The organism is Sorangium sp. So ce302 (assembly GCF_051530145.1).
GTDB lineage: Bacteria > Myxococcota_A > Polyangia > Polyangiales > Polyangiaceae > Sorangium > Sorangium cellulosum_B.
In genome coordinates this window covers 9,827,664-9,852,591 of record NZ_CP150326.1, presented here as the reverse complement: position 1 = coordinate 9,852,591, position 24,928 = coordinate 9,827,664, and the positions used below count along the sequence as shown (strand labels likewise).

At 69.0% G+C, this 24,928-nt stretch carries 24 protein-coding genes and 1 pseudogene; 11 read left to right on the top strand and 14 right to left on the bottom strand.

The genetic code is table 11. The annotated features are described in order from the left end of the window. Positions 1-173 precede the first annotated feature (173 nt). Together WME73_RS37360 and WME73_RS37355 are read right to left on the bottom strand one after the other, a co-directional pair. Positions 174-311, bottom strand: coding sequence for a hypothetical protein (locus tag WME73_RS37360; protein WP_437741086.1), 138 nt, complete (start codon positions 309-311; stop codon positions 174-176). 712 nt (positions 312-1,023) lie between these two features. Continuing rightward, positions 1,024-1,233, bottom strand: a complete 210-nt coding sequence (locus WME73_RS37355) for a hypothetical protein (RefSeq protein WP_437912649.1) — start codon at positions 1,231-1,233, stop codon at positions 1,024-1,026. Between the two features lie 440 nt (positions 1,234-1,673). Here WME73_RS37355 and WME73_RS37350 point away from each other — a divergent pair, with 440 nt between their 5' ends. Next, a complete protein-coding gene (locus tag WME73_RS37350) occupies positions 1,674-2,537 on the top strand; it encodes a tyrosine-type recombinase/integrase (RefSeq protein ID WP_437893382.1) in 864 nt (287 codons plus the stop codon). A 6-nt stretch (positions 2,538-2,543) separates the two neighbouring features. Continuing rightward, on the top strand, positions 2,544-3,812 hold the full coding sequence (locus tag WME73_RS37345) for an IS91 family transposase (protein ID WP_437912459.1): 1,269 nt from the start codon (positions 2,544-2,546) through the stop codon (positions 3,810-3,812). 588 nt (positions 3,813-4,400) lie between these two features. On the opposite strand, the pseudogene WME73_RS37340 reads toward WME73_RS37345, so the two are convergent. The 7 genes and pseudogenes from WME73_RS37340 to WME73_RS37310 form a co-directional block, all read right to left on the bottom strand. Beyond that, positions 4,401-4,631, bottom strand: a pseudogene (locus WME73_RS37340) (AAA family ATPase); the annotation flags it as partial. Positions 4,632-4,692: 61 nt separating this feature from the next. Continuing rightward, positions 4,693-5,127 carry a VOC family protein gene (locus WME73_RS37335; protein ID WP_437912648.1) on the bottom strand — a complete coding sequence of 145 codons (435 nt, stop codon included), beginning with the start codon at positions 5,125-5,127 and terminating at the stop codon, positions 4,693-4,695. Between the two features lie 46 nt (positions 5,128-5,173). After that, entirely contained in the window at positions 5,174-5,383 is a 210-nt protein-coding gene (locus tag WME73_RS37330) for a GNAT family N-acetyltransferase (protein WP_437741083.1), read from the bottom strand. 60 nt (positions 5,384-5,443) lie between these two features. Continuing rightward, the gene (locus WME73_RS37325) at positions 5,444-5,683 is read right to left on the bottom strand and encodes a hypothetical protein (protein WP_437912647.1); all 240 of its coding nucleotides are present in this window, start codon (positions 5,681-5,683) and stop codon (positions 5,444-5,446) included. Between the two features lie 29 nt (positions 5,684-5,712). Then, the gene (locus WME73_RS37320) at positions 5,713-6,957 is read right to left on the bottom strand and encodes a M1 family aminopeptidase (protein ID WP_437912646.1); all 1,245 of its coding nucleotides are present in this window, start codon (positions 6,955-6,957) and stop codon (positions 5,713-5,715) included. Positions 6,958-7,457: 500 nt separating this feature from the next. Then, positions 7,458-9,005, bottom strand: coding sequence for an RICIN domain-containing protein (locus tag WME73_RS37315; protein ID WP_437912645.1), 1,548 nt, complete (start codon positions 9,003-9,005; stop codon positions 7,458-7,460). Between the two features lie 657 nt (positions 9,006-9,662). Next, complete coding sequence (locus WME73_RS37310) at positions 9,663-10,316, bottom strand: reverse transcriptase domain-containing protein (RefSeq protein WP_437912644.1); 654 nt, start codon at positions 10,314-10,316, stop codon at positions 9,663-9,665. A 197-nt stretch (positions 10,317-10,513) separates the two neighbouring features. Between WME73_RS37310 and WME73_RS37305 the strand changes: the two genes are divergently transcribed. After that, positions 10,514-11,497, top strand: a complete 984-nt coding sequence (locus WME73_RS37305; RefSeq protein ID WP_437741079.1) for a hypothetical protein — start codon at positions 10,514-10,516, stop codon at positions 11,495-11,497. A gap of 501 nt (positions 11,498-11,998) precedes the next feature. Here the strand turns inward: WME73_RS37305 and WME73_RS37300 are convergent. Both WME73_RS37300 and WME73_RS37295 read right to left on the bottom strand, forming a co-directional pair. Beyond that, a complete protein-coding gene (locus tag WME73_RS37300; RefSeq protein ID WP_437741078.1) occupies positions 11,999-12,214 on the bottom strand; it encodes a hypothetical protein in 216 nt (71 codons plus the stop codon). After that, positions 12,211-13,296, bottom strand: a complete 1,086-nt coding sequence (locus tag WME73_RS37295; RefSeq protein WP_437741077.1) for a hypothetical protein — start codon at positions 13,294-13,296, stop codon at positions 12,211-12,213. The genes WME73_RS37300 and WME73_RS37295 overlap by 4 nt, the downstream gene beginning before the upstream one ends. Positions 13,297-14,108: 812 nt before the next feature. On the opposite strand from WME73_RS37295, the gene WME73_RS37290 reads away from it, so the two are divergent. Continuing rightward, a complete protein-coding gene (locus WME73_RS37290) occupies positions 14,109-15,404 on the top strand; it encodes a trypsin-like serine protease (RefSeq protein ID WP_437912643.1) in 1,296 nt (431 codons plus the stop codon). A 125-nt stretch (positions 15,405-15,529) separates the two neighbouring features. On the opposite strand, the gene WME73_RS37285 is transcribed toward WME73_RS37290, so the two are convergent. Then, the gene (locus WME73_RS37285; RefSeq protein ID WP_437912642.1) at positions 15,530-16,621 is read right to left on the bottom strand and encodes a carotenoid oxygenase family protein; all 1,092 of its coding nucleotides are present in this window, start codon (positions 16,619-16,621) and stop codon (positions 15,530-15,532) included. A 653-nt stretch (positions 16,622-17,274) separates the two neighbouring features. Here WME73_RS37285 and WME73_RS37280 point away from each other — a divergent pair. Together WME73_RS37280 and WME73_RS37275 are read left to right on the top strand one after the other, a co-directional pair. After that, the gene (locus WME73_RS37280) at positions 17,275-17,721 is read left to right on the top strand and encodes a DUF2147 domain-containing protein (RefSeq protein WP_437912641.1); all 447 of its coding nucleotides are present in this window, start codon (positions 17,275-17,277) and stop codon (positions 17,719-17,721) included. A gap of 110 nt (positions 17,722-17,831) precedes the next feature. Next, positions 17,832-18,062: a VF530 family DNA-binding protein gene (locus WME73_RS37275; protein WP_044966495.1), complete on the top strand. Its 231-nt coding sequence runs from the start codon at positions 17,832-17,834 to the stop codon at positions 18,060-18,062. 157 nt (positions 18,063-18,219) lie between these two features. On the opposite strand, the gene WME73_RS37270 is transcribed toward WME73_RS37275, so the two are convergent. Together WME73_RS37270 and WME73_RS37265 are read right to left on the bottom strand one after the other, a co-directional pair. Next, entirely contained in the window at positions 18,220-18,681 is a 462-nt protein-coding gene (locus WME73_RS37270; protein WP_437912640.1) for a macro domain-containing protein, read from the bottom strand. A 132-nt stretch (positions 18,682-18,813) separates the two neighbouring features. Continuing rightward, positions 18,814-19,944: an STAS domain-containing protein gene (locus tag WME73_RS37265; RefSeq protein ID WP_437912639.1), complete on the bottom strand. Its 1,131-nt coding sequence runs from the start codon at positions 19,942-19,944 to the stop codon at positions 18,814-18,816. Between the two features lie 461 nt (positions 19,945-20,405). On the opposite strand from WME73_RS37265, the gene WME73_RS37260 reads away from it, so the two are divergent. The 5 genes from WME73_RS37260 to WME73_RS37240 are packed head-to-tail and all read left to right on the top strand — an operon-like array spanning position 20,406 to position 24,924. Next, complete coding sequence (locus WME73_RS37260; protein WP_437741071.1) at positions 20,406-21,383, top strand: DUF4202 family protein; 978 nt, start codon at positions 20,406-20,408, stop codon at positions 21,381-21,383. Then, positions 21,380-22,459 carry a CgeB family protein gene (locus WME73_RS37255; RefSeq protein ID WP_437912638.1) on the top strand — a complete coding sequence of 360 codons (1,080 nt, stop codon included), beginning with the start codon at positions 21,380-21,382 and terminating at the stop codon, positions 22,457-22,459. Before WME73_RS37260 ends, WME73_RS37255 begins: the two co-directional genes overlap by 4 nt. A 40-nt stretch (positions 22,460-22,499) precedes the next feature. Beyond that, complete coding sequence (locus WME73_RS37250) at positions 22,500-23,228, top strand: sugar phosphate nucleotidyltransferase (RefSeq protein ID WP_437741069.1); 729 nt, start codon at positions 22,500-22,502, stop codon at positions 23,226-23,228. Positions 23,229-23,239: 11 nt separating this feature from the next. Continuing rightward, a complete protein-coding gene (locus WME73_RS37245) occupies positions 23,240-24,043 on the top strand; it encodes a TIGR04290 family methyltransferase (RefSeq protein WP_044966491.1) in 804 nt (267 codons plus the stop codon). Next, a complete protein-coding gene (locus tag WME73_RS37240) occupies positions 24,040-24,924 on the top strand; it encodes a beta-xylosidase (protein WP_437741068.1) in 885 nt (294 codons plus the stop codon). The genes WME73_RS37245 and WME73_RS37240 overlap by 4 nt, the downstream gene beginning before the upstream one ends. The last annotated feature ends 4 nt before the right edge of the window (positions 24,925-24,928 follow it).

Genomic DNA, 24,928 nt, shown 5'->3' with positions numbered 1-24,928 from the left:
CCGCGAAATCCGTGTTCGTGAAGTCCCACGTCGCGGACTGGTCGAGGCCGATTGCTGCCGCGTCGAGCGCGAAGGGCGCATTGCGGGCCCAGAATACGACCTGACGCGACCTCCCCCGTGTCCTTGAGCGGCGTCGGGCCGGCGAGCAGCGACGCGCGAATAACGCCCTTCTGCTACTGGCCGCCCTCGCAGAAATCGTAGGAGTATTTCTGCTGCGTACTGCAAAGAAAGTCGTGGTCCCGACAGCACCCGATGCATGCGGGGCTCGCCTTCCGCTTGTAGCACCTGTCGAAGCAGTCCAACGTCTGCACGGTGCACTCTTCCCGTTCAGGAGGCACCCCACCATCCCAGCCGTTGAGGCCTTTGGGCTTCTCTTCTGAACGGCAACCCGCCCCTGCGGCCATGCAAAGCCCCATGACAGCGACCGCGAGAACGGGGATCGTCTTCATCGGCAACTCGCGCCTGTACGGAGCCTCGCTCGATGAGCGCACCATGCCAACGGCTGCTTGGGCCGCGAGCCTCCCCGATCCGCCGACGCGGCCCCTCGCCGGCACGCCACCGCCCGTCCGAGGCACGCCCCCTCCTCTCTGAGGCACACTCGCCCCCTGCGCATGCACCCCACCGCGTGCTGGAGGACAGCGGGGACGAGGACGCCGCGCGCATGGTCGAGGCGGCCCTCGGTCGCACGAGCGTGTTGCCAGCGTGGTGTAGGCAATATTAAACAATCGAGTAAACTCGTTGGATCTGTTGGTTTTTTTGTAGGCGGATCAGTGGATCGTACTTTTTGTACGTTATGTCAACTGCTGGTCGTTGGCGGGGAATTCTTGACAGGTCGGAATGGCTTTGCGCGGGCTATCCTCTCATCGTATGGCTCGCTTTCGGCCTGCTGGCGCTGGTTCTCGCCTGCTCCGGTCCTGTGCCACCTCGGCCGCCATCTCCGACAGTGCCGGCCAAGGGCAAGACGGTTCGCTCTCCGCGGATCTCCGCACCTGTCCTATCCGGGCGCGTCGTCAATGCGGCTTGCTACCGTCGGCGCGACCTTTCTCTCCTCTCCGGTGCTGGCACCAGGCCGAGCAGCCGACCGATCGCCTCGTGAACGATCCGCGCCGCCTCCTCATCCCCGAGGGCGACGGCGCGGTTCAGGGTGCCGGCGAGCGAGGCGACCACGACGAGCCGAGGCGACGCGTCGGCCGACGCGAGCTTCCCAGGATCGAGGCTCGCCGGTTGGACCAAGCCGCTTCGCGGCAGCTCCTGTCCCTGCTGAGGTCGACCGCGACGACGACCGCGATCGCGAGACGACACCGCCCTCGCGCCCCGCGTAGCCTCCACGAGACCTTGGGAGCCATGGACCTGGTGGCGGCGCTCGGGGCCGCGAGCTAGCGCGATGCGGACGAGGTGCAGGAGCTCGGCGTGAGGCTCAAGAAGCTGCTGCGGGCCCTGCTCCGTTAAGCATTGCGGATACCGAGCCGAGGTTTCCTGCCGCGGCTCGGATCCTTGTCTTCGCTGCGGTTGTCACGGCGGTCATTGCTGCCGCAGCGCGACTTTTGCCGGTATTCACTGCGAAAAAAAGCGCCCGGCGCCGCGCAGGACTCGCCGCCCGCCGCCTCATTCCCTGCCCACCCTGCCGTTCGCGACGCCCCTGCCCGGGCGCCGCGTTCACCAGGAGGGCAGCGATGGGACAGCTCCGCGATCGAATGGCCGAAGACCTGAAGCTGCGGCGATACAAGCCGTCGACATGCGACAATTACCTCCGCTGCGCACGGGCCTTCGTAGCCTACCACCGCAAGCCGCCGCAGCAGATGGGTCTCGACGAGGTGCGCGCGTTTTTGCTCTACCTCGCCGAGCAGCGAAAGATCGCGGAGGCGACGCAGCACCAGTACGTGGCGGCGATCAAGTTCCTCTACGCCACCACGCTCGGGCGTCCGGAGGTCGCCGTCGCGATCCCCTGGCCGAAGGTACCCCAGAAGCTGCCGCCGGTCCTCAGCGGCACCGAGGTCGAGGCGCTGCTCAACGCGATCGGCTCGGTCAAGCAGCGCACGATCGTCCTGACGGCGTACGGCGCCGGTCTGCGGATCGATGAGGTCTGCTCGCTGCGGGTCGAGGACGTCGACAGCAAGCGCAACCTCATCCACGTCCGCAATGGCAAGCTCGGGCGTGATCGGTACGTGATGCTCAGCGCCCCCGTGCTGACCGCGCTGCGCATCTACTGGCGGGCGGAGAGACCCGCTGGACCGGAGCTGTTCCCGGGTCGCAAGCAGGGCTCGGTCATCTCGCACGAGGCGGTGCGCAACGCGCTGCGCGAGGCGGCGAGGCGCTGCAAGCTGCACAAGCGCGTCACCCCGCACGTGCTGCGGCACAGCTTCGCCACCCACCTGCTCGAGCTCGGCACCGACATCCGCGTCATCCAGGCCCTGCTCGGCCATCGCTCCATCCGCACCACCGTCCGCTACGTCCGCGTCAGCCAGGCTCACGTCGGTCGCACCCGCAGCCCGGTCGAGGTGCTCGGCACCCAGGAGGCCAAGAAGAAGCTCGGCTGAGGTCGCGTGCACCCGCATCGCCTGGCGCCGCGGCCCGCGGCGACGGGTAGGCCTCGTCTCGAGGTCGCGGATATCGTCCGCGCCCACGGCGAGGCCTACCTGCGCGCCCACGCCGTCTCCACCGCCCAGCGCAAGGTCCTGCGCGACATCGCCGCGTGCAGGACCGCGGTGCTGGGCGGCCATGTCGACGTGTGCACGGGCTGCGGCCACGAGCAGCCCTCGTACAACTCCTGCCGCAACCGCCACTGTCCCAAGTGCCAGAGCCTCAGCCAGGCCAGGTGGATCGCCGAGCGGCAGCAGCGCATCCTGCCGACGCACTACTTCCACGTCGTCTTCACGCTCCCGGCCGAGCTGCGCCCGCTGGCGCTCGTCAACCCGCAGACGGTCTTCGATCTGCTCTTCCAGTGCGGCTCGCAGACCCTGCTCACCCTCGGCCGCGATCCCAGGCGGCTCGGCGCCGACATCGGTGTCACCGCCGTGCTGCACACCTGGAGCCGCAATCTCAGCTTCCATCCGCACCTGCACTGCATCGTCACGGGCGGTGGGCTCTCGCTCGACGGCTCGCGCTGGATCGAGGGGCGGAGCGGCTACCTCTTCCCTGTGCAGGTCCTCGGCAAGCTCTTCCGCGGCAAGTTGCTCGCCGCGCTTCGGCAGGCCTATGACGCCGGAGAGCTCGACCTGACCGGCGGGGCCGCCGCGCTGGCCAACCCCGCTGCCTTCGCTGCGCTGCTCAAGACGCTCTACCGCAAGCCCTGGGTGGTGTACGCCAAGCCGCCCTTCGCTGGGCCCGAGCAGGTCTTTGCTTACCTCGGTCGCTATACCCACCGTGTCGGGCTGTCCAATCACCGGCTGCGGTGGATGGATGAGCGCGGCGTGTGCTTCCGGACCCGCGGAGACAAGACCGTGACGCTCTCCGCAGAGGAGTTTCTGCGTCGCTTCCTGATGCACGTGCTGCCTCATCGCTTCGTGAAGATCCGACACTTCGGCTTGATGGCTGCGTGTCACGCCACCACCACGCTCGAGGTGGCACGCACGAGGATCATGGCGGCGCGAGACGCAGGGCAGCGCGCTGTCGGGGGAGATGAGCACCGGGAAGGCAGCTCTCACGAGCCCTCTCCGCGCCACGTCGTCAAGGTCGACTGGTGTACGCTGCTCGCCGCGCTCACGGGGGTCGACCTGTCCATCTGTCCTCGCTGCGGTCAGGCTGCGATGGCTCGCCGCCCGCTGCCGTCGTGCGTCATCGCCTCCTCCGCTGCTCCTCCGGACACGTCATGAGCATCGCTGGCCTGGGCAGAAGCGACAGCACCACCTCCGTTGCGCGGCGGTCAGGCATCGATCCGCCTTCTGCGCCGTCCACGTCGGCGGCCTGCGTGCTGCTGGGCCTCCGTCGGCGCCGTGCTCTGCCTCGGCGCGTCTGCGCCCAACGTCGTGGCGGCGGGATGCACCACGCGTGCGAGCCCCGCCGCGCCCGCCTTCTGCGGCCTTCTCGGGCAGGATCTCCATAGGCCTCGCGACCGCCTCGCCCGGCCGCGAACCGGCCCGGTCCAACCCGACGTTTACGGGACTGCGCCGGGACCTCGCCGCCGCTGCTGCTCGGGCGCAGTCCCGCAAACGCCTATTCATTGGGCCCGGGTTGGGCCCACCCCCACCGACGGGCTGCGATCCGTCGTCACGCCTCCCTGAAATCCCGGGCAAAGCACCGGATCGCGACGGTTCGCCCCCACGGATTCGTCCCGCCAGAAAAACCGGTTGATAACGATCGGCCGCCGGAAACAGTAGCGATTTCCATGGTTTTCGCCTGTTTCGCCATCGACGAGACGCACGCGCTCATCCGTGACCGCCTGCTCTCGCCGTACGAGGAAGGAAGTTGCGCGTGCCGCCCTCGGGGTTGAAGCCCACCGACACGGCCAGCGCCTCCAGCACGGTCGACTTGCCGGAGCCGTTCTCGCCGATGAAGAAGGTGACCTTGGGGTGCAGCTTCAGGGGATCGGCCAGGTCACGGACCGCCGGCAGGGTGAAGGGGTACGCCGCCCACGTGGCGGGGTCGAGGTCGGGCTTGAGGCCCAGGCGGGTGACGTACTGGGTGTCGATCATGCGTGCGTGGCGACTGCCATGAAGCGTTCACCCGATGGTGGCGAAGGCCACTGCACGGTGCTCAGCCAAGCTGCTCGGCAAGCGCCACGATGATCCCCTCGGGCCCGCGGATGTAGGCGAGCCGGTAAGAGGCACCGTACCGCATCTCGCCGATGACCTCCGCCCCGTGCGCACGCAACCGCGCAAGCATGGCGTCGATGTCGTCGACGGCGAACATGATGCGACGCAGGCCGAACGCGTTCACGGGTGCATCCACGGGCCCGAACCGGATCGCGGCGGGTGTGTGGAACTTGTCTAGTTCGACGCCTTGCCCATCGGGGGTCCGCAGCATGGCGAGGGTGGCGCGCACGTCCTGGAGCCCGATCAATCGCCCGATATCGGGCCCTTCGACCGTCGTCTCGCCCTCGAACTCCAGCCCCAGTGCAATGAAGAACGCCTTGGTGGCCTCGAGGTCGTCGACAACGATGAGCACGTTGTCCATCCGCTTGAGCGTCATGTCCGTTCCTTCCCTTGTTCGATCGGCATCGCGCCTGGTGGCGCGCTCACAGCCTTTTCCTCATGACCGCCAGGTAGTAGTCGTCCAGCCGTGCCGCCTCCCGGTAGCCATTTTTCGCATAGAACGCCGGCGCCTGCCGCTCGAAGGTCTCCAGCGCCGCGTTCCGTGCGCCGAGCTCGCGGCCCGCTTGTTCGGCCTCCGCCAGCAGCCGGGAGCCGATGCGCTGGCCGCGCAGGTCTTCCCGGATCCAGAGCACCTCGATCCGCAGCCAATACAGGGCGACGACCGCCCGCAGGCCTCCTCGGGAAACGCTGTGTCATGGAGGGCAGAGGGACGCGAGGTCGACCGGGCACTCCAGGGTGCGCAGCCACTCCGTGATCAGCGCATCGACCACATCGGCCCCGGCGCTGTCTGTGGCTGCCTTGATGGCGTCGAGGAGGTCCTGCATGCGCGCGCCCTTCCCCACGTTGGCGGTGTAGAAGGCGCCGAGCGTCCGGTCGAGCACGTCGACGCCGATCACCTCCGCGACCTCGCGGAAGAAGAAAGCCCCCTTCATGTAGGGCACTTGCGACCAGAGCGGGTCGTTCAGGATGTCGATCTCATTGCAGGTGCCCGGCAGCGCGATGGTGTTACGGCCGGCCTCCGGATCGCAGACCGACCTGACGAGCACTCATACGAGGCCCACGCGTCCACCCCGAGCTCCTCGAGCGCGCGGGCCGCCATGTACGTGGCGGTGCCCTCGGACAGGATGAAGTCCTCCCAGCAGGCGATGCGCACGCCGTTGCCGAACCAGCCGTGCGCGGCCTCGTGCGCGTTGACCTCCTCGCTGTCGAGAGAGCCGCTCGAGAGGTGCCAGAACGGGTGGTGCTCCATGCCGCCAAGGTCTCCGCCGCCCCAGTTGGCCGAGACCGTCCCGACGCTGTCGCCGAAGGGGTAGGGGCCGTACGTGGTCTCCAGGAAATCGAACACCCCGACGAGGTGCTCGGTGCCCGCCGCCGCGTCGGCCTCCTGGCCGGGAAGGTGCCACACGCTCACGCGGGTGCCGCCGGTGGTGGTGCCGAGCTCCAGCCGCGTGAGCTCGGCGACCGCGATCGCGGGCATGTAGGAAGGCGCGTCGGTGGGGATGCTCTCGGGGTAGACCGCGGTCATGCCCTCCGGCACCCCGGTCACGGGCATCGTGAACCGCACGCCGTCCGCGGGATCGGACTTGCACGGGAAGAGGTTGCCGCAGAAATAAGGCCAGAGAAACGAGACACCCGAGCCGGGCATCCACCCATCGAAGTCCTCGTGTGGCTTGAAGGTGTAATCGATGATGATCGTGGCGTCGCTCCCGGTCGACGGCACCCCGACGTCGAGCCTGCCGGAGCTCACCTCGTGATCGAGGGCGCCCGACCCATCCGCGACCGACGCGATGTCGAGGTCGCCGATCTCGAACGACGCGGCCGTGCTGTCCGACGCGGCGAGCACGATCGTCGCCCTGCCGGTGAGGCTGGCGAGGTCGAGCTCGAGCGCGGTCGAGAGGATATCGCGCGTCCAGTCCTCGCCGGCCGGCGGCGTCGTGTGCCCGCCGCCCGCGCCGCCGGTGCCGTCGCCGCCCGAGCCGCCGGCGCCGTCGCCGTCGCCGTCGCCGCCCGAGCCGCCGGCGCCGTCGCCCGCGGACCCCGAGCTGCTGGTCGCGCCTGAGCCCCCATCGCCACCTGAGCCGCCCGCGGCGCTCGAGCTGCTGGTCGCGTCGGCGCCGCCGCTGCCCGCGCCGTCGTCATCGCCGCAGGCCACCGTCGCCAGCGTCGCCGAGGTCAAGATCGATAACCAGAGGGTGGTGCGTCGCATCCGTTCGCTCCAGCAAGAGGGAGGCGCAGGTTAGGCGATGCTCGGACCACGCTCGAAGAAAGGTGCGCCGAGGCTCTCGCTTCCTCGCGGAGCCGCGGCCTGCTCTTCCGGGGCCGACGGCCGCTCCACCCGCGGTCACGCGGCCGCTACGGCTCCCGCGCGCACCGGACCCCGATGCCAGCCGCGCGGTTCGTCGAGACGCGGTCCGCCCCTGCGCCGACTTCCCGCAGTAGAGCTACTACGACGAGCTGAAGACGGACATGCTCGACCGACGCGAGAGAATCCGCAGCAAGACGCCGGCGATGGTGCGTCAGGAGATTTGGGGTTGGGCCGGGATCTGAGGCGCTTCATCCTACCCCCACGCCGCACTGAGCGATCGTACCCTCGCGCCGTGAAGGTCAAGACGAGCAACGACTCGCGAAAGCGGCCGATCTGAAGCTGCGGGAGCTTGACTGACCGACATTGGATCTAGGCCGACGCTCCGCGTCCCACCAAGGGGATCAATTGGGCCAATTGTAATCGTCCACGTACAACAATTGGTAGATGGGATCGCCCGTGGTGACGCATGGCTTGAGGACCACATTGGTCGGGGTAGCGCTCCCGTTGACGTCGAGGCATTGACCATTGGTCGCGTTCTGCAGTTTGAACGTGCTCGAGCCGGTGGCGGCGCCGACGAGGGACCACATGAATTCGTTGCCGGTCCCGCAGGCCTTGACCCGCACGTTGGAAGTCGTACCGTCGCGGTAGGCGCATTCCGTGCCCCCGTCGGGGTTCCCGTTCCGCAGCCGGAAGACGCCCGTGCCGAAGGCTTCGAGGTGCCAGCGGGTCGCCGGTTGATCGGCGGCGGAATAGGCGGCTTGCAACTGGGGGTCCGTTCCGGCGGGGCGGCTCAGGATGGCGGGATTCCCGCCGCGCGAAAAGAACACCGCATTGGATGTATACCAGCCGTGGATATGGCCGAACACCAAGGTGGAGCCGAAGGTTTGCCCCGATCCCCCCGTGCCGTCATCCCTGCTGCGCACGGTGAACCCTTTCGCGGTTCCGTTGAAGGGGATGAGATCGGCGAGGAAGCGCGCGCCCGAGCTCGTGGTGGGGGCATAGCCGCCCACGCTCGAGCCCACCCAGGAGGGGCTGATGGTGTAGGTCGCGGTGCCGTAGCCGGTGGTCGCCGCCGCGGTGATTTCCTTGATCATGGGATAGGTGAAGCAGCTGTCCCACTGGGGAGGGCAGGCTTTCACCCCGATCGCGTACGACTTGAGCGGATTGTCATGGGCCGGAGAGCTTCGGGCCCGGGCGCTGGCGCGCCAGGCCCTTCCGTTCGGGCCGTCCACCGGCCGCGATTCCACCAGGTACGCATCGGTGGCGGCGGTGATGCTGTCGGCCGGGTTGGTGCTGAGGACGTGCGCGCCTCCGCCGATCAGGAAGTAATCGTCAAGAAGCCAGGACTCCGGGGTCTCGACGGTGTAATTGGACGGGGGATTGACGGCGCTTGTCACGTAGTCCACGCCTTGGGTGACCGCGGGCGTGAAGGCGGTACCGGCGGCATCGACGAGCTGCATTTGGATGACATAGGCCTGCAATTGATGGGTCGCGCCGGAGGCCCTCACCACCCAGGTCGATTTGTCATCGATCCCGAGGCGCGGGGGCGAATGGCCCGCCGGGCCCGTGCAGCCGAAGGAGTTGGCGGCCGTGAAGAAGTTCGGGCTGGGAAAGGATGCCTGCAGCATGGCGCCGGGGTTGTTCTCCCCCAGGATCTGCGCGCCGCCCCCGATGCGGACCCAGCCATCGTCGGCGATGCAATAGGCGCAATTGGTCGTCGCAGCCGCGGTGGGATCGCAGGTCTTCACCCGGATGCGGATTCTTCCGCTGCCGTCGGTGAAGTCCGTGCTCGTAATGGCGGCCGCGGTAACGAGGGTGTCCTCGGGTCCGGCGGGGGAGCCGTTTTCATCGGTGACTTGGCATCCGGTCAGCAGCCCGCCGGCCAGCAACGAGCCGGAAAGGGCGATGCGGATCCCGCGGCGCCCGGCTAAGGTCATAGAATGCAGCATGATCATAACTCCTTGGAAGATTTTACCTTATGTTAATGCGGTGTTGGTGACGTCCGCGGGATCGGAAGCCTCGCATGGTGGAGGCGCGGCCAACGGAGGCCGCTCACGCCTCGGTGCGAAAAATTGTTGAGAACTCGGAATGGCTTTGCGCGGACTATCCTCAAGACGCTGCGGCTCGTCTGGCATTTGCCATTCGAGGGGGAGCCTGTCATGCAGCTCCAGGTGTTCCCGGCGTGCGCGTAGGATACCTTGGCGCTCACGTTCCCCGACAGCGCCGATCCGAGCTCGTCGTCAAAGCAGTTTGGTGATATCGCTTCGGTCAATGTGTTTGGGTTCCGCTCCGGTGCTCGTGGCACGCAGATCGACACACGGGTTCTGTTGCCGATGCCCGTGAGCCAAACGATCGGCGCGGCTCGGGCTCGTGGCAGCCGTGTCGCCTGCGCGCTGGCTGCCAGGTCTGCCGGGGCGCTCGTCGTCCGGAGGCCCCATGCCCGATGCCTCGCGGCTGTCGTGAACGACGGTCCTCCTCGGCCGCTGCCCGGAGGTCCTCGCACGCCTCGTGCCAGGTTCAGCAATGGCCTGGGTCGTCCGGCCATCACGCTCCGTGCGGAAAAGGCACGGCCGAGCTGGAAATGCGGACCGATGCGCCGCTACCTGTCACGGGTTGTACCGTGACAAGTCACGGGTTGCACCGTGACAAGTCACGGGCGTTTCGCGAGGTGCGTCTGGAACCCGGCGAGCAGCGCTCTCGTGCGCCTGCTTTTTCGGTCGTCTCCAACTCTGCTCGAAGTGGTAGCCGAGGAAATCAAGACCTCCACGGCGGCGAACATGCGTCACCCGGGTCTTGTCGTGGTGAAGCGTGAGGCCGCGTCCGACCAGCTCCTCGCGCAACCGGGCGAGTGCCGCGTGGGCCTCTTGCTCGGTTTTGCACTGGATGACCAGGTCGTCGGCGTAGCGAGTAACCTCGTAGCCCTCGCGCACCAGCACCGCATCGACTCGGTGAAGGTACACATTCGCTGGATGCGGAGGCGACACCCCGGCAAGGGCCTCTCGTGGCTTCAGAAGCGGTATTTCCGAAGCTCTGGAGGCCGGCGCTGGGTCATCACCGCCCCGACCTGGAGTGCGGACGGCTCGACGAGCTACTCCGATCTCTTCCAGGCCAGCGGCCTGCCCATCCGCCGGCACGTCAAGGTGCAGGCGGCGGCTACCGCGTTCGACCCGGCCTTCCGGGACTACTTCCGGCAGCTCAGGAAGTCCCGGAGCCGGGCCACCGCCACGGAGCGCGCAGGCTCCTACGCTCCTACCGACCATCCTCTCGTCCTCGGCGGCCTCGGCCGCCTCAGCCGGGCTTCCGGGCGGCGATCTGCACTTGCCAGCAGCAGGAGCCGGGCGTCGGAGCGGACGCTGGCGCCGGCCGTGGTTGCCCATCGCGAGCATGCGTCCACACGCGATTTTCTCGTTGCTCTGTGAAATCAAACTTTTTGCCCCGCAACGCGTCGGAGCGGACTGTGCTCTACCCCTATGACGACGACGCCTGTAACACCCGACGTGACGACCCCTACAGCAACCTCGCCGAGCTCACTCGCAACGCCAAGGAGTTTCGACGGCAGATCCGCGATGGCGACCCGACTAGGCGCGTCCGCCATGGGATCGCAGGCATCATGCTCCTCCCGCTCGTGACAGTGATCGGCTGCACTGATTCACCCGTTCACGACTTCTCCGTCAACGACTTCCATGACGCCATCCTTGGCGCGCTCTGTGCGGACCTCACCGCATGCTGCGGCGTGACGGTTCCTGCAGACGCGTGTGTGGACCGGCTCCGATCCTCGATGGGCGCGCACCCCGCGCTCCAGGCGGAAGCTGTCGCGGCAGGGCGGCTCGAGTTCCGCGAGGGTCCGGCGCGCGCTTGCATCGATCATCTGCAAGCGCTGTCGTGCGCCGACTTCGAGGCAATGGGAGCCTCCGGGGCGTGGCGCGCATGCGACGGCGCGTTCGTCGCGAAGGTCGCGACGGGGGGCGACTGCGCGTTGTCCGCGGAATGCGCAGACGCGGACACCTACTGCGAGGTCGCGCTCTTTGCGCACCTCGGTACGTGCGTGGTGAAGCCGGGGTCCGGCGATCCATGCACGCGCGAATGTGGCGATGGCCTTGTGTGCCCGAGCAAACGTGGCTCTTTTTGCGTCGCGGCGAAGTCCAACGGCCAGGCATGTGAGAGCGACCGCGCGTGCCTGAGCGGCTACTGCAACGACTCGGGTGGTGAGACCATCTGCAGCGACCCCGAGGCCAACGGGCAGCCGTGCGCCAATGACAGTCAGTGCAAAGAGGGCAACTGCGACACCTCGAGCGACCCACCCGTCTGTGCGCCGAAGAGGCCGAACGGCGCGACATGCACCACGGGCGACGAATGCGCGAATGGCGCGTGCGTGGACCATCAAGGTTCGGGCGTGTACACGTGCGCTTCGGCGGCGTCCGGATGCTCCATCTCCCTCTGATCGGCATGACAGTTTCGCGGGGCGGACATGCCGCAGATTTCTCGCCTGCGTCGACCCAAACTACCCGAGTGGGTCGCAAGCTCCTCGGGATGAAGAGCGCCGCGCGTAGGTAAAAGAAGCGGGCCCTTTTTCGCTCGCGCTGGTTGATGGCCATCGGGTGCCCGGAGCCCCCGCCGAGGCTCCGTTCGCCCATCGCCCGCACGGGACGGTCGCCGGAGCGCGGAGGGCGGGTCAAGGGCGGCGTAGTCGCCGCGCCCCGGCGCGGGCACCCTTGACGCGCCTGAGCACTCCGGCAGCCACGGCCGCGGGATGGGCCGACCATCACGGCCGTGACCGGGGGCGCTCACCCCCGCGATGGCCATCGAACAGCCTGCGCGATCGAGCAACAACCAGCGTCCGCAGTTCCGCCATGGCGTCGCCATGCAGCATCGCGGCGAGAGGGTCGTCGCCTGCGCACGCCGCCGCGCTTGCCTCCCGGCACAGGCCTGCTGCCTGCCGGCATCACTCTCCGGTCCTATGATGCCTCATCCCATCCAGGGGGGCCGCTTTCACTCCACAGCCTGCGGGGTATACGGCGAACGGAATGAGCAGGCTGGCCAGGATCTGAATCGCTGGCTCCTCCCCGGTGGGTTTGAGCAGCAGGTGGTTGAGCTTGCAGATCAACCATGGGACGGCCACGCCGATAACGACGCCGCCGCCGGCGACGACGAAGCTCAAGCGACTTGTCGAGGCAGCGCCGCCACGTTCTCGGCGGCGCTCTTCAGCCTACCCGCGCGGCTTGAGCGGTGGAACGCGCTGGCGAAGAGCAGGAAGCCCACGCCGAGGGCAGTCGAGGAGCCCCACGTCCACACCCAGAGCAAGCCCGTTTGGGCCGGCGTCTTCTGGCCGTTTGGCTGGTAGCAGTAGTGGGTGCGGTGCTGTTTGCGGTAGCCGGGTCCCGCCGAGTAGATGCCGCCGTCGGGGCAGGCGATCTCGTTCGCGCCCAGCGTGAACGTGGCGCGCTCGGTCGCGTCTTGGAACGTCATGCTGCTGCTGGCGGCGGATATGACGAGGGTCAACATCATGATGGGGACGAAGGCGAGGCCCGTGACGAGGGCGTGGGTCGCGCCGCTCCGGCCGACGGGGACGGGCACGGCGGGCGTGGTGACCGAGCGGTGGGCGACGTTGGCCCGGAGCTGATCGGCCACTGAGATGGCGGCGGCGAGGCCGTCGGCCGAGGTGGGCGCGAAGGCGAGCCGGGCATGGCCGTCGCGCACGTGGAGCGCGACGAAGGATAAACGATCGAGGTTCGCGAGCACGGCCGGCGTGGCCCACGCGAGGAGATGGCCAGCCTGGTCGCGGTAGCTCGGCGACCCGGACGCGGAGGACGACGGCGCGGGAAACACGCCGAAGCGCGCGTCGAAGCGCGCATCGCTGGTGAACGCCGGGTGCGGCGGGAACGCCCCGAACACCGGCTGCGCGAGGGCGCGATCGCAGACGACCTGATCGGGCACCGCGAGCGGAGCGCTCACGACGACGGCACGAAAGAGCATCGGGGCGGTGAGGAGCGTGGTGCCGCCGATGGCGAGATCGGCCGGCGTCTGCGCGGACACGCCGTCGGAGCGTGTCAAGGAGAGCGCGACGAGGTGATTCTGCGACGGCGGCAAATCGAGCTCGCCGGCAACGGCGAGGCCGCGGGCGCGGAGCGCGTCCCCTAGCTTCTGTTTGCTCCGCCGGAGCTGGGCGCAGGCCCTCGAAAAAGAAAATAGGCTGACGATGAAGACGAGGGCAGCAAGAGTGGGGAGGACCAGGGCGAGCACCGGTTAACCTTAGCACTCGGCGTGGCTCAGGGAGCGCGCGTCGACCGCTTCGCGAGACGTCTGCCCGAGGGCGCGGCGAGCTCGTCGAGGCGACGACGCTGGGCCTCGCGTGCTTGTGAAGATGCAGTCGACGAGCGCGTGACCGTGGTGCTATTCGTCGGGGGGCTTCTCCCATGCCCCGCCTCTCCCGGCGCCTGCTCCTCGCCGCCACGCTCCTGGCCTTCGCCGTGCTCGCGCACGCGTCTCCGCCGCTTCCCCTCCCCCCGCAGGCTCTGGAGTGAAGGGTGCCTCATCGTCGATGCATGGATAAGCTGTTGATAGAGCGTCGCTTCTCCAGGGGGTGTCGGATCGCATAGCATGCGTTATGTCGACTGCTGGTCGTTGGCGGGGGTACCCCGGACACGAGCGAGATCCGACGCACGTCTGGTTTCGAGGGCTCCTGCAGCACGCGGCGCGCGCATGCGGGCTCCGGCCGCTGTAGGTCCGGGCGACTCCTCGTTCCACGCCTCGAACGCGGCCGTTCCAGATCGCCGCCTGGCGCCGCTCGGGGTAGCGTAACATACTCTGGCCGCGATTCTTGAGCCGTCGCGGGCGGATTTCGTACGCCCGACTCCGGGCCTGCCGCTCCGGCTGTCCCTTCACCGGTTTCAGCCCGGTGCTCCCATGGGTCTGCTCGGAGACGCCGTCGCCGAGCCTGGCGCGCCGCAGTCACAGGCCCCGTCACGTTGATTGCTGACGAACGCTGGCTCCTGGCGGAGGCGGACTCCGTCGGCGCGAACGATCGTCTGAACAGAATCATGAGTGGAGGCAGAATGAAGAAGAGAGAACTTGGTCATCAGCTTGGTCTCGCGGTGTGCGCGGGCGCCGCGCTCGGCCTCTCCACGGGCTGCTCGATTGATGGCGCGCCGGACGAGCCGCGCGAGGCGCTCGGGTCGCATTCGTCCGCGATCGTCGGCGGCGAGCTCGCCGAGGCGAGCCCCTGGGCCGTCCAGGTCTTCGACGTGCGCGGGAGCACCGGCGACTTCTTCCAGTGCACCGGCACCCTCGTCGCGGCGCGCTGGGTGCTCACCGCGCAGCACTGCGTCGCGGACGAGGGCGAGACGTCGGCCGTGCGCGTCGGCAGCAACACGTACCTCGCGGGCCAGCGCATCGCGGTCGACGCCGTCGAGGTGCCCTCGGCCGTCGCCGACATCGCGCTGCTCCACCTGACCGAGGCCGCCAGTGGCCCGGTCGTCCAGCTGGCCGAGGCGACGTCGGTCGCGATCGGCAGCGACGCGACGGCTTACGGCTGGGGGAGCGAGGGCACGCCGCTGGTGATGGCGCCGTCGCTCAAGAAGGCGACCCTCCACATCGACAGCTGGTACTCCGCCGAGGAGCTCCTGGCGACGGGCGTGACGGGCTCGGGCTGGAACGGCGACTCCGGCGGCCCGTGGTTCGTCGATGGGCGTCAGGTCGCCGTGTTCTCGGGCGTGAACGGGCAGGACGGCACGAACCTGCACGCGAGGCAGCTCGGCGTCGACGTCGCGCGCCACCGCGCGTGGATCGACGCCACGATCGCCGGCGGCCCCACCGTCCACCCCAGCGGCCAGGTGGTGCTCCACGATCTCTCGAACTTCTCCGGCATCTCGCAGGGCTTCGGGATCGGCCGCTACGACCTCCCGGACATGACGATCATCGGAGACAACCGCGCGAGCGCCATCAGGGTCCCCGCCGGGCTCCGGGTCACGGCCTTCATCCACGCCAACTTCGGGGGCGAGGCGCGCGTCTTCACCTCGGACACGGATCTCGTGGCCGCGGGCTTCAGCGACGGGATCTCGAGCATCATCGTCTCGCAGGCCTCGGACCCGCAGCTGGACGTGGTCACCTTGTACGAGAACGCCAGCTTCTCGGGCAGCTCGGTCGTGTACGGCGTCGGCTCCTCCCTCTTTTACAGCACCCCATGGGACCTGAGGGTCAGCTCCGTCCGCGTCCCCTCCGGCTTGAAGCTGACGCTCTACGACGGGCTCTGGCGCTACTCGGCCGAGTCGCGCGTCCTCACGACAGACGCGAACCTCGCCCCCCACAACTTCGACAACAAGACCCGGAGCTTCCTCATCGAGCGCTTGTAGGAGCGAGCGCGCGGAGCGGCCAGCGCTCCTCGCGCCGCGAGGCGAGCGCCGAATCCTCCCCACGCCGGCCGCGCGAGGCATGCGGCGCGCGGGGAGGCGCTGCGCGAACGGCATCCCGAACCGAGTTACACGCTGGGCCGCCAGGTGCCGTGGAACCCGAATGGCACGCGGTGCGGCAAGCGGGCGACAGCGACGGGCCCAGCGGGAAGGCCCATGGCATCGAACACCAGCAAATCGCTGCGCTTCTCCCGTTCTCGCCAGGCCACGGCGAGCAGCCAGCCGTCGCCCTCGGCCGCGTCGTCCGCGCGCGGCACGAACACCGGCTCGGACACCACGTCGCCGTGCGGCAGCGTGTGAATGCTGCGTTCGCCGGTGTCGAAGTCGAATCGGGCAAGGCTGTTGTAGAGCACGCTCTCCGAGTCGCCTCGTGCGCGCGAGGTCGCATGGCAGGTGGTGAAGCCGTAGCGGTTGCGCCGCCCCGTGTAGCGCTCGTCGATCCGTGGAAACTCCGCAGCGAGATCGTCGAGGTAGTCACGCCGGAACCCGGTGCCTGCATCCGCCAGGTGGAAGGTCCAGCGGCACAGGCGCGCGGCCATCGCCTCGGGGGCGCCGGGGCGGCCCTCGGCATCGGGCAGGCCGGGCGCAGTCTCGGACTGCATGACGTAGGCCACGATGGTGTCGCCGTCGTCCCAGGCATTCATCACATGGAACATGTGGCACGCGTCGGTCTGGAACCAGCGAAGCGTGTCGGCCGCGCTCCCGCGCTGCATCACGCCGACGTGGGTCCGCAAGCTTGCATCCCAGGCCAGCAGCGGCTTGCCGCGCATGGCGCGTTCCACGCTGAGCGTCAGCGGCGTGACGGGAAAGAGCACATGCCCGCGCGTCACCATGAAGTCGTGCACCATGCTGGCATACGGCGCTGTGAACGACTGGAGCTGCGTGACCTCGCAGCGCGTGTCCATCACGCCATAGAGCATGCTCGGCGAGCAGGGACCGTCGGGCGAGTACGCGAAGAAGTGCAGCTCGCCGCTCTCGGGGTCGATCTTGGGGTGCGCGGTGCAGCGCGAGGTCACGCGGCCGCCGAAGCTCTGGTGCCCCATGGAAGCCAGCGTGCAGGGGTCGAGTTCGAAGGGCTGATGCGACTCTTCGAGCGCGAACAGCCGATCTTCCCTCTCGAGCTGAAGGCATCCTAGACCCTCCCGCTGCGAGAGGGTCAAGCGGGTTTCTCTGGGGTGGGCGCTCGTTGTTGTTCAGGCCCACGACCCGACCAGCACGCGCTGCCTGCTGGCGAAGCGCGCAGCCTCGATGGCCCGGCCCCGGATCGGCGCCGAACGGATGATTCTCGGGGTGAGGTGGCTCACTCCTCCCCGAACAATCCCTTCATCACGTACGGCCACGCTGCGCGCGCTGGTTGACCTAGAGAACCTTACATGACCGCCTCAGTCGGCGGAATCGCACCGGCCCAGCACGGACGGACGCGCGCGGCCGAGGCGCGGGCCGTGGGTAGCTCGGCCGCGGCGGGATCCAGCCCCGTGGAATCAACCGTTCTCTGGCCACCCAACGTCCCGGCGCGCCGCCGCACGGCGCCGTTGCGCTCCATGAACCCGCTCGGTACCCTCGGGGGGGAAAATGACGTCCACCGCGCCGCAGGGCTGCTGCGAGAGGAGCCATGTCGACCGTTCGGCTCCCCCTCTGACCAGAGCCCTGCCTCCCGCCGCCGCTCCCTCCGGTCCGATGAACAAACGGCGCGGCGCCCCGTCCGCCCTCCGAGGCATGTCGCGCTCAGCGGTGCGCACCGACATGCGAATCAAGCACCACGCCAGGGCCGAACGCCGTGGCTTCGCAGACCGATGAAAGGAGTTCTGACGACATGAAGAGGTTCTTGGCTCTTTTTGCCGCCCTGGGTTGCTCCCTCGCCACCTCGCTCGCGCTCGCGGATCCTCTCCCTGTGACCGGCCAGTGGCGGACGATCGATGAGCAGGGGGTCGAGCAGTCGGTGGTCGAGATTTACGAGAGGGGCGGGAAGATCTTCGGCAAGATCGTGAGCCTGAAGCAGCCGCTCGACGAGAAGGGGAAGCCGAAGATCTGCACCGCCTGTGAGGGGGCCGACAAGAACAAGCCCGTTCTGGGGCTCGTCATCATCAAGAACATGGTCCGCGATGACGACGAGTACGATGACGGTACGATCCTGGATCCGAACAACGGCGAGACCTATAGCTGCAAGCTCGAGGCGATCGAGGGCGGGAAGAAGCTGAAGGTGCGCGGCTTCTTGGGCATCTCCCTCCTCGGCAGGACCCAGACCTGGGTGAAGAAGTAAAATCTTCTCAGCAACCAGTCGTCGGCCGCGACGTGCAGCGGCCGCCGCGCGACGTGCTACACCGCGGGCTCACGCTGGCCCTCCGGGGCGATCGCCCCCCGAGCATCGGTATGACTCAGCCCCAGCCCGACAATCCTCTTCACGGTGTCACGCTCCAGATGATCCTCGAGCACCTGGTCGCGCAGCATGGCTGGGAGCAGCTCGGACGCATGATCGACATTCGCTGCTTCAAGTACGATCCCAGCATCAAATCGAGCCTGCACTTCCTGCGACGGACCCCGTGGGCCCGGCAGCAGGTGGAGGCCCTCTACCTGCGGGACAAAGCCAAGCCCAGCCCGTGACCGGCGCGCTCGATCGCACGCCGAGCACCGGGATCCGGGAGCGGCGCGGTGTCGTGATCACCGCGAGCGCCTGCTCACCAGCCCCTGTCATGCATCGCCCTGGGACGAGAGGCCCCGCGCTCGATGCCGCGGGGGCGCACTTCCTCCAACGCTGGGGTCAGACGCCCGGGGCGCGCACGAACTGCTCGTAGACAACGAGCGTGACCGGCTTGTCGGCGGCGACCTTGACGAGGACGCTCTTGACGCGCAGCCATTCGAGGCCGGTCTTGCCGGCGCCCACGCGCGGTACGCCGATCCGCGCGATCCCCGCCCCGGCGGCGTGCGTCACCATCGCGGCGAGCGAGCGCTCGAGCGCGGCGAGCGAGGGCCTCTTCGTCGCGTTCTCCTGGATCGCGAGGGTGTACACCGTGTCGCCGCCCTCGCTCCAGACGAAGGCCTCCCCGAGCTGGAGCTTCCGCTCGGCGCTCCGCTGCTCGAACGCCGGGAGCAGGCCCGGCCAGCGCTTCTTGAAGGTCACGGAGATCCCCGTGTCCATCGTGCCCACGCAGCTCACGCCGTGCGCGTACGCGTGGAGATCCGGGGTGTTGAGGAGATCGCCCTTGGTGAAGATCGTCGGCACGGGGGGCACCCTAGCACTGCCGCGGTCAGCTTCGTAGCTCGCCTCCATCCTGGATGACGCCGTCGCCGTCGCGGTCGAGCGCGAGCCGGGGCGTCGCCGGACGCCTGGCCGGAGCACGACGGTAGCCCCGGCTCACCGCTTCCTTGAACGCGAGAGGCCCTGGGCGATGGAACCCACGAGGGTGATGCCCGTCCCGTCAAAGCCCGATGCCACCAGGGCGCGGGCCAGCGCGGGCTGGATGCCCGTGATCATGGCGGACGCGCCGAGCAGCCGGATGGCGCGTACCATCTCGATCAGGTGCCTGGCGCCGGCGTCGTCGAGCGCCGCGGCGCCGGTCATGTCGAGTATCACGCGGTCGACCCCGCTGCCGGCGATCGCAGGCAGGAGCCGCGCCGCGATCTCCGCGCTCCGCTCTCGGTTCAGCGCCCCGATGATCGGCAGCGCCAGCGCGCGCTCGCCCACGTCCAGGATGGGCGCGGAGAGGGCGAGGATCTCACCGCGCTGCTGCTCGACGAGCGCCAGCGACGCGTTCAGCTCGTCCAGCAGGCGGCCGCGCTCCTCGGCGGAGCGCTCCGCGCCTATCCGCGCCGTCTCGTCCGTGTGGTGGAACAAGACCCCCAGGACGCCCGTCACGGGATCACGCACCGCTCGCCCCTCGATCGCGTGCAGGCGCTCCCCATCCACGGTGCGGACGAGCATCTCTCGCGTCACGATGTCGCCGTCCAGCGCCGCCCTGAGCATCGCGTCCGCCTCGCCGGGCTCACCCAGCCAGGCGCTCCACGTCCTGGTGCGGCCGAACGCTCGCAGCGCCGCTGGGTTCTGCATCAGGAGGTCTCCGCTCGGGTCGACGAACGCGATCATCACGGAGGTGTGGCGCAGCGCCTCGATGCCTCGGACGAGCTCCGGCTCAGGCGCTCCGTCGGTGGGAAGCGCCTGGCTCAAGATCGCGAATCGCCCATCGTCGAGCGCGACGCTCGAGGAGTGGAGCGTCACCGTCACTGGCACCCCGCGCGGGTAGAAGGTCCAGCTCTCGCGCACGACGCCCCCCTCGCCGCGCAGCTGCGCGGCGAGGGCCTGGAAGCGCGTCCGGATCGGCGGCGGCACCGTCGAGTAATCGCGCGCGAACAGCTCGTCGCGATCCTGCGCCCGCCACAGGTCCAGGCCGGCCTCGTTCACCCAGCAGACCCGAGAGCGGTCCACGTCGAGGACCCACACGGGGATGGCCGACAGCTCAAGCCCGGCCAGGCGCTGCGCAAGGTGCATCGGCGTCACACTCGCTTACCGGGCTGCGGCGCGCAATGGGCGCCGGTCCGCCGTGTGATGCTTCTCATAAATTCGGCCTGCGTGTTCGTGCGCAAGAAGGGGCAGACGGCAGTGAGCGGGAGATGCGGTATCAGGGGCGCTGGGCCACGCCCGGGCGACCCCAGGCGGCGCGCGCACAGCACAGGCGGACCAAGTACGGCCCTCCTCCCAGGGCGGCCGCGGAGCTGACGCCGGGGCTCGGGGCGGAGCGTCGAGGGGAGATAGCCGCGGCTGGCGCGGCTACGGCGATCCCACGTCTCGCGCTCATTTCTTTCCCGACGTTGCTCTACGGAATTTCCGCGATGGTGCGGTGAGGACCACGGCGATAGGTTCCTCACCTGTGATCCCGGTTCGTCCGCGGCAGCCGCGCGCGGCAGCTGTGTCGAGCTCCATCCCGGTGGCTGACCGGAGAGCGCACGCTCATGCTCAAGCGCCTCATCCTCATCGACGGCCCCTCTTCGAGCAGCGATGGACCCTCGATCTGCGGGACGCCGCTCCTCTCCCCGTCCGACAGGGCGGCGCTCTCCAGGGAGTTCCCTGGCGTGGAGGTGGAGAGCGGCGCGCCCGGCCCGTCCGGGGGGGCGCTCCACGCTGTCGTCGACGCCCGCGCGTGGCGCTCGTCGGCGCTCGATCTGTGGGCGCTCGACACCCACCTGCACGCGCTCGACGCCGGTGGCCTCTTCGACCTCCGGATCGAGGGGCTCGAGCGAGCGGGCGCCGCGCGCGCCGCCTACGAGGTCCTCACACGGTGCCAGCGCTTCATCCGCAGGAGGAATCTCGCCTCCGCGACGGCGGTCTTCGCCCGGGTCCTCGGGCGGCACCGGGAGCTCCACGATCTCGACAGGCCGCTCGTCCGCGCCGACCACGATCATGCGATCGACGTCTGGCAATGGATGCTCCGCCTCGATCCGCGCGCCGGCGTCGCCGTCCAGGTGGCGGCGCTCTTCCACGACGTGGAGCGGCTCGTCTCCGAGGCGGACGTCCGGAGAGAGCACCGCGCCCCGGACTACCAGGCGTTCAAGGACGAGCACGCGCGGCGCGGGGCCGCCCTGACGCGCGCCGCGCTCGCCGGCGTCGGGCTCGCGCCGGAGGTCCTCGACCGGATCGGCGCCCTGGTGGCGTCGCACGAGCGGCCGGGGGACGACGCCGAGCTCGCCTTGCTCAACGACGCTGACGCGCTCTCGTTCTTCTCGCTGAACAGCGCCGGGTTCCTCGACTGCTACGGGCCCGAGCACACCCGCGCCAAGGTAGCGTACACGCTCCGCCGCCTCCGGCCCGAGGCAAGGGCGCTCTTGCCGCGGATCCGCTGCCGCCCCGAGGTGGAAGCGATGATCCCCGGCGAGCCGCGCAGGCTGCCGGCGCCGGCGACGCAGGCATCGAGGAGGTCCGCTCCGCCATGAGGCTCGTCATCTTCGGTCTGACGATCAGCTCGTCCTGGGGCAACGGCCACGCCACGCTGTGGCGCGGCGTCGTCTCCGCCCTCGGGCGGGCCGGGCACCGCGTCACCTTCTTCGAGCGCGACGTCCCGTATTACGCCGCGCACCGGGATCTGACCGCGCTCTCGCACGGCAACACGCTCCGGCTCTACACCTCGTTCGAGGACGTCCTCCCCGAGGCCAGGCGCGCCGTCCGCGAGGCCGACGCGGCGATGATCACGTCGTATTGCCCCGACGGCGGCCCCGCGACCGACGTGGTCCTCGAGTCCGGCGCGCTCAAGGTCTTCTACGATCTCGACACGCCGGTGACGCTGGATCGCATCCAGGCCGGACAGCCGGTCGGCTACATCGGCCCTCGAGGCCTCGCCGATTTCGACTGCGTGCTCAGCTACACCGGCGGCGCGGCGCTCGATCGGCTCAGGACGCAGCTCGGCGCCCGGCGCGTGTTCCCGCTCTACGGCAGCGCGGACCCTGCGGTGCACCGCCCGGTCCCGCCGCGGGACGGCTTCCGCGGGGATCTCTCGTACCTCGGCACGTACGCCGCCGACCGGCAGGCGGCGCTCTCCCGCCTCTTCCTCGAGGCGGCCAGGAGGCTGCCCGAGCGGCGGTTCGTCATCGGGGGCTCGCTCTACCCCGAGGACTTCCCGTGGGCGCAGAACGGCGACAACGTCCATTACCATCGTCACGTGGCGCCGCCGGATCACCCGGCGTTCTATTGCTCCTCGCGGCTGACGCTCAACGTGACGCGGGGGGCGATGGCGGCGATGGGCTACTGCCCTTCCGGGAGGCTCTTCGAGGCCGCCGCCTGCGGGACGCCGATCCTGAGCGACGGGTGGGAGGGGCTCGACCGGTTCTTCACGCCGGGGAGGGAGATCCTCGTGGCGGCGACCACGGACGAGGCGGTCGCGGCGCTCTCGCTCCCGGAGGGCGAGATCGCGGCCATCGCCCGCGCGGCGCGGGAGCGGGTGCTCGCGGAGCACAGCGCCGCGCGCCGCGCGGCGGAGCTCGTGGCCATTCTCGAGTCGGTCTCGGCTCATTGAACGGAGTCGAGATCAGCTCATTGAACGGAGGGACGGAGCGATGTGGGGAGTGATTCCGGCGGCGGGCCTGGGCAGCAGGATCCAGCCGCTCGCGTTCTCGAAGGAGCTGCTCCCGGTGGGGACGCGCAGGGATGGCGACGTGGAGCGGCCGCGCGCGGTCAGCGAGTACCTCATCGACCGGATGGTGCTCGCCGGCGCGACCCGGCTCTGCATGGTGATCTCGCCGGGCAAGTCGGATATCGTCGAGTACTACGGCGCGAGCGTCGGCCCGGCGCACATCTGTTATGTGGTGCAGCCGGCCGCCGCCGGGCTCTGCGACGCCATCTTCCGGTCGCTCCCCTGGATCCGGCCGGAGGAGGACGTGCTCGTGGGGCTCCCCGACACGGTGTGGTTCCCGGAGCACGGGCTCTGCTCGCTCGGCGGCGGGGGGCTCTCGTTCCTGCTCTTTCCGGTCGAGCATCCGGAGCTCTTCGACGCGGTCGTCACCGACGAGGAGGGCCGGGTGCTCGAGATCCAGGTCAAGCAGCGCAACGCGCGCTCGCGGTGGGTCTGGGGCGCCTTCAGGCTCACGGGGGCGGTGATGCAGGAGCTCCACGACCTCTGGCGCGAGCGAGGGCGGGAGGACCCGTACATCGGGACGCTTGTGAACGAGTACCTCGCCCGCGGCGGCAGCGCGCGCGCCGTGCGGGCCGGAGAGGCCTATGTCGACGTGGGGACGCTGCACGGCTACCACGAGGCCATCCAGCTCCTCAGCCGCGCCGCCGCGTGAAGGGAGGGGCCATGGAGAGGTGCGTCGAGGGAGCGGCGAAGTGGACGCGGGAGCAGATCCAGGAGCGCGTGCGCGGGCTCGGGCCGTGGTTCCATAACCTCGATCTCCGCGGGGTGAAGACGGCGCCCGACCATTTCCTGGGGGATTACCCCGCGTTCAAATGGAGGGGCTTCGCCGACGCCGTCCCGGCGGATCTCACGGGCAAGACGGTCCTCGACATCGGCTGCAACGCCGGCTTCTACTCGCTCGAGATGAAGCGGCGCGGGGCGGCGCGCGTCCTCGGGATCGACAGCGATGAGGACTACCTGGCGCAGGCGCGCTTCGCCGCGGAGGTCTCCGGGGCAGACATCGAGTTCCGGAACCTCTCCGTGTACGACGTCGGCAGCCTCGGAGAGCGCTTCGATCTCGTGCTCTTCCTGGGCGTCCTGTACCACCTCCGCCACCCGCTCCTGGCGCTCGATCTGCTCCACGAGCACGTGGTCGGACACACGCTGATCTTCCAGAGCATGCAGCGCGGCAGCGCGGAGGTGGCGCCGCTGGAGGAAGATTTCCCCTTCTCCGAGGAGGAGATCTTCGACGAGGCCGGTTATCCCAGGCTTCACTTCGTCGAGCACAGCTATGCGCACGACCCGACCAACTGGTGGGTGCCCAACCGGGCTTGCGCCGAGGCGATGCTGCGGAGCGCCGGCTTCGAGATCGTGAACCACCCCGAGCCCGAGGTCTACCTCTGCCGCCGGCGCGAGAGGGCCGCCGGTCGTCCGCCTGGCGCCGTCTACCCGGCGAGGCGAGCTTTCGTGAAGGGAGAGCAGGCGTGATCGAGGCGGTGATGCTCTGGAACGAGCCCAACAACAAGTCGCACTGGGATTTCGAGATCGATCCCGAGTGGACGACGTATGGAACCATGGTGAAGCTCGCCGCGGACGCGATCCGGAGCGAGCGCCACTGGCTGCTGCGCGTGCTGGGCGGCATCTCGCCGATCGATCCGGGGTTCATCGCCAACATGGGGCGGCAGGGCGTGCTCGAGCACGTCGACGTGGTCGCGGTGCACGGCTTCCCTCTCGACTGGAATCACTGGCAGATCCAGGAGTGGCCCGCCAAGCTCGAGGAGATCCGCGTGGTGACCGACAGGCCGCTCTGGATCACGGAGATCGGCGTCTCCACGTTCGGCGCCGAGGAGGTGCAGGAGTTCGGTCTCCGGCGGAGCGCCGAGCTGCTCCGCGGCAAGGTCGAGCGGATCCACTGGTACAGCCTCTATGATCTGCCGCGCGCGTGGCCGGCGACGACCCGGCACCGCGAGGCCGAGGGCTCGTCGTATTACCGGCATTTCTACATGGGCCTGCTCCGCGAGGACGGGACGCCCAAGCGCGCGCTCCGGCTCTTCCCGGAATACACCCCTGAATTCGGTCTGTGCCAGTGGTTCCACTTCGAGGACCACCGGCTCGACGACGCGGTGGCGTGGCTGAAGGAGCTCGGGGTGCGCCACCTCCGCACGGGCCTCAGCTGGGCCGACAGCTTCCGCCCCGGCGCGGAGGCCTGGTTCGACCGGCAGATGAAGGCGCTCGAGCCGTTCGAGGTGACCCTGACCTACTGCTTCACCCCGGAGCACGCCGGCCTCCGGCCCCACCACACGAGCCCTCCGCAGCGGATCGAGGAGTTCGCCGACTTCTGCGCCCGGATGACGCGGCGCTACGCATGAGACG

What these genes read in the sequence shown, in the direction of transcription:
- WME73_RS37290 (WP_437912643.1), top strand. Translation starts at nt 14,109, where the DNA reads ATGAAGAAGAGAGAACTTGGTCATCAGCTTGGTCTCGCGGTGTGCGCG.
- WME73_RS37260 (WP_437741071.1), top strand. Translation starts at nt 20,406, where the DNA reads ATGCTCAAGCGCCTCATCCTCATCGACGGCCCCTCTTCGAGCAGCGAT.
- WME73_RS37245 (WP_044966491.1), top strand. Translation starts at nt 23,240, where the DNA reads ATGGAGAGGTGCGTCGAGGGAGCGGCGAAGTGGACGCGGGAGCAGATC.
- WME73_RS37255 (WP_437912638.1), top strand. Translation starts at nt 21,380, where the DNA reads ATGAGGCTCGTCATCTTCGGTCTGACGATCAGCTCGTCCTGGGGCAAC.
- WME73_RS37250 (WP_437741069.1), top strand. Translation starts at nt 22,500, where the DNA reads ATGTGGGGAGTGATTCCGGCGGCGGGCCTGGGCAGCAGGATCCAGCCG.
- WME73_RS37350 (WP_437893382.1), top strand. Translation starts at nt 1,674, where the DNA reads ATGGGACAGCTCCGCGATCGAATGGCCGAAGACCTGAAGCTGCGGCGA.
- WME73_RS37335 (WP_437912648.1), bottom strand. Translation starts at nt 5,127, where the DNA reads ATGACGCTCAAGCGGATGGACAACGTGCTCATCGTTGTCGACGACCTC.
- WME73_RS37325 (WP_437912647.1), bottom strand. Translation starts at nt 5,683, where the DNA reads ATGAAGGGGGCTTTCTTCTTCCGCGAGGTCGCGGAGGTGATCGGCGTC.
- WME73_RS37265 (WP_437912639.1), bottom strand. Translation starts at nt 19,944, where the DNA reads ATGCACCTTGCGCAGCGCCTGGCCGGGCTTGAGCTGTCGGCCATCCCC.
- WME73_RS37315 (WP_437912645.1), bottom strand. Translation starts at nt 9,005, where the DNA reads ATGCTGCATTCTATGACCTTAGCCGGGCGCCGCGGGATCCGCATCGCC.
- WME73_RS37320 (WP_437912646.1), bottom strand. Translation starts at nt 6,957, where the DNA reads ATGCGACGCACCACCCTCTGGTTATCGATCTTGACCTCGGCGACGCTG.
- WME73_RS37275 (WP_044966495.1), top strand. Translation starts at nt 17,832, where the DNA reads ATGACTCAGCCCCAGCCCGACAATCCTCTTCACGGTGTCACGCTCCAG.
- WME73_RS37310 (WP_437912644.1), bottom strand. Translation starts at nt 10,316, where the DNA reads ATGGTCGGTAGGAGCGTAGGAGCCTGCGCGCTCCGTGGCGGTGGCCCG.
- WME73_RS37280 (WP_437912641.1), top strand. Translation starts at nt 17,275, where the DNA reads ATGAAGAGGTTCTTGGCTCTTTTTGCCGCCCTGGGTTGCTCCCTCGCC.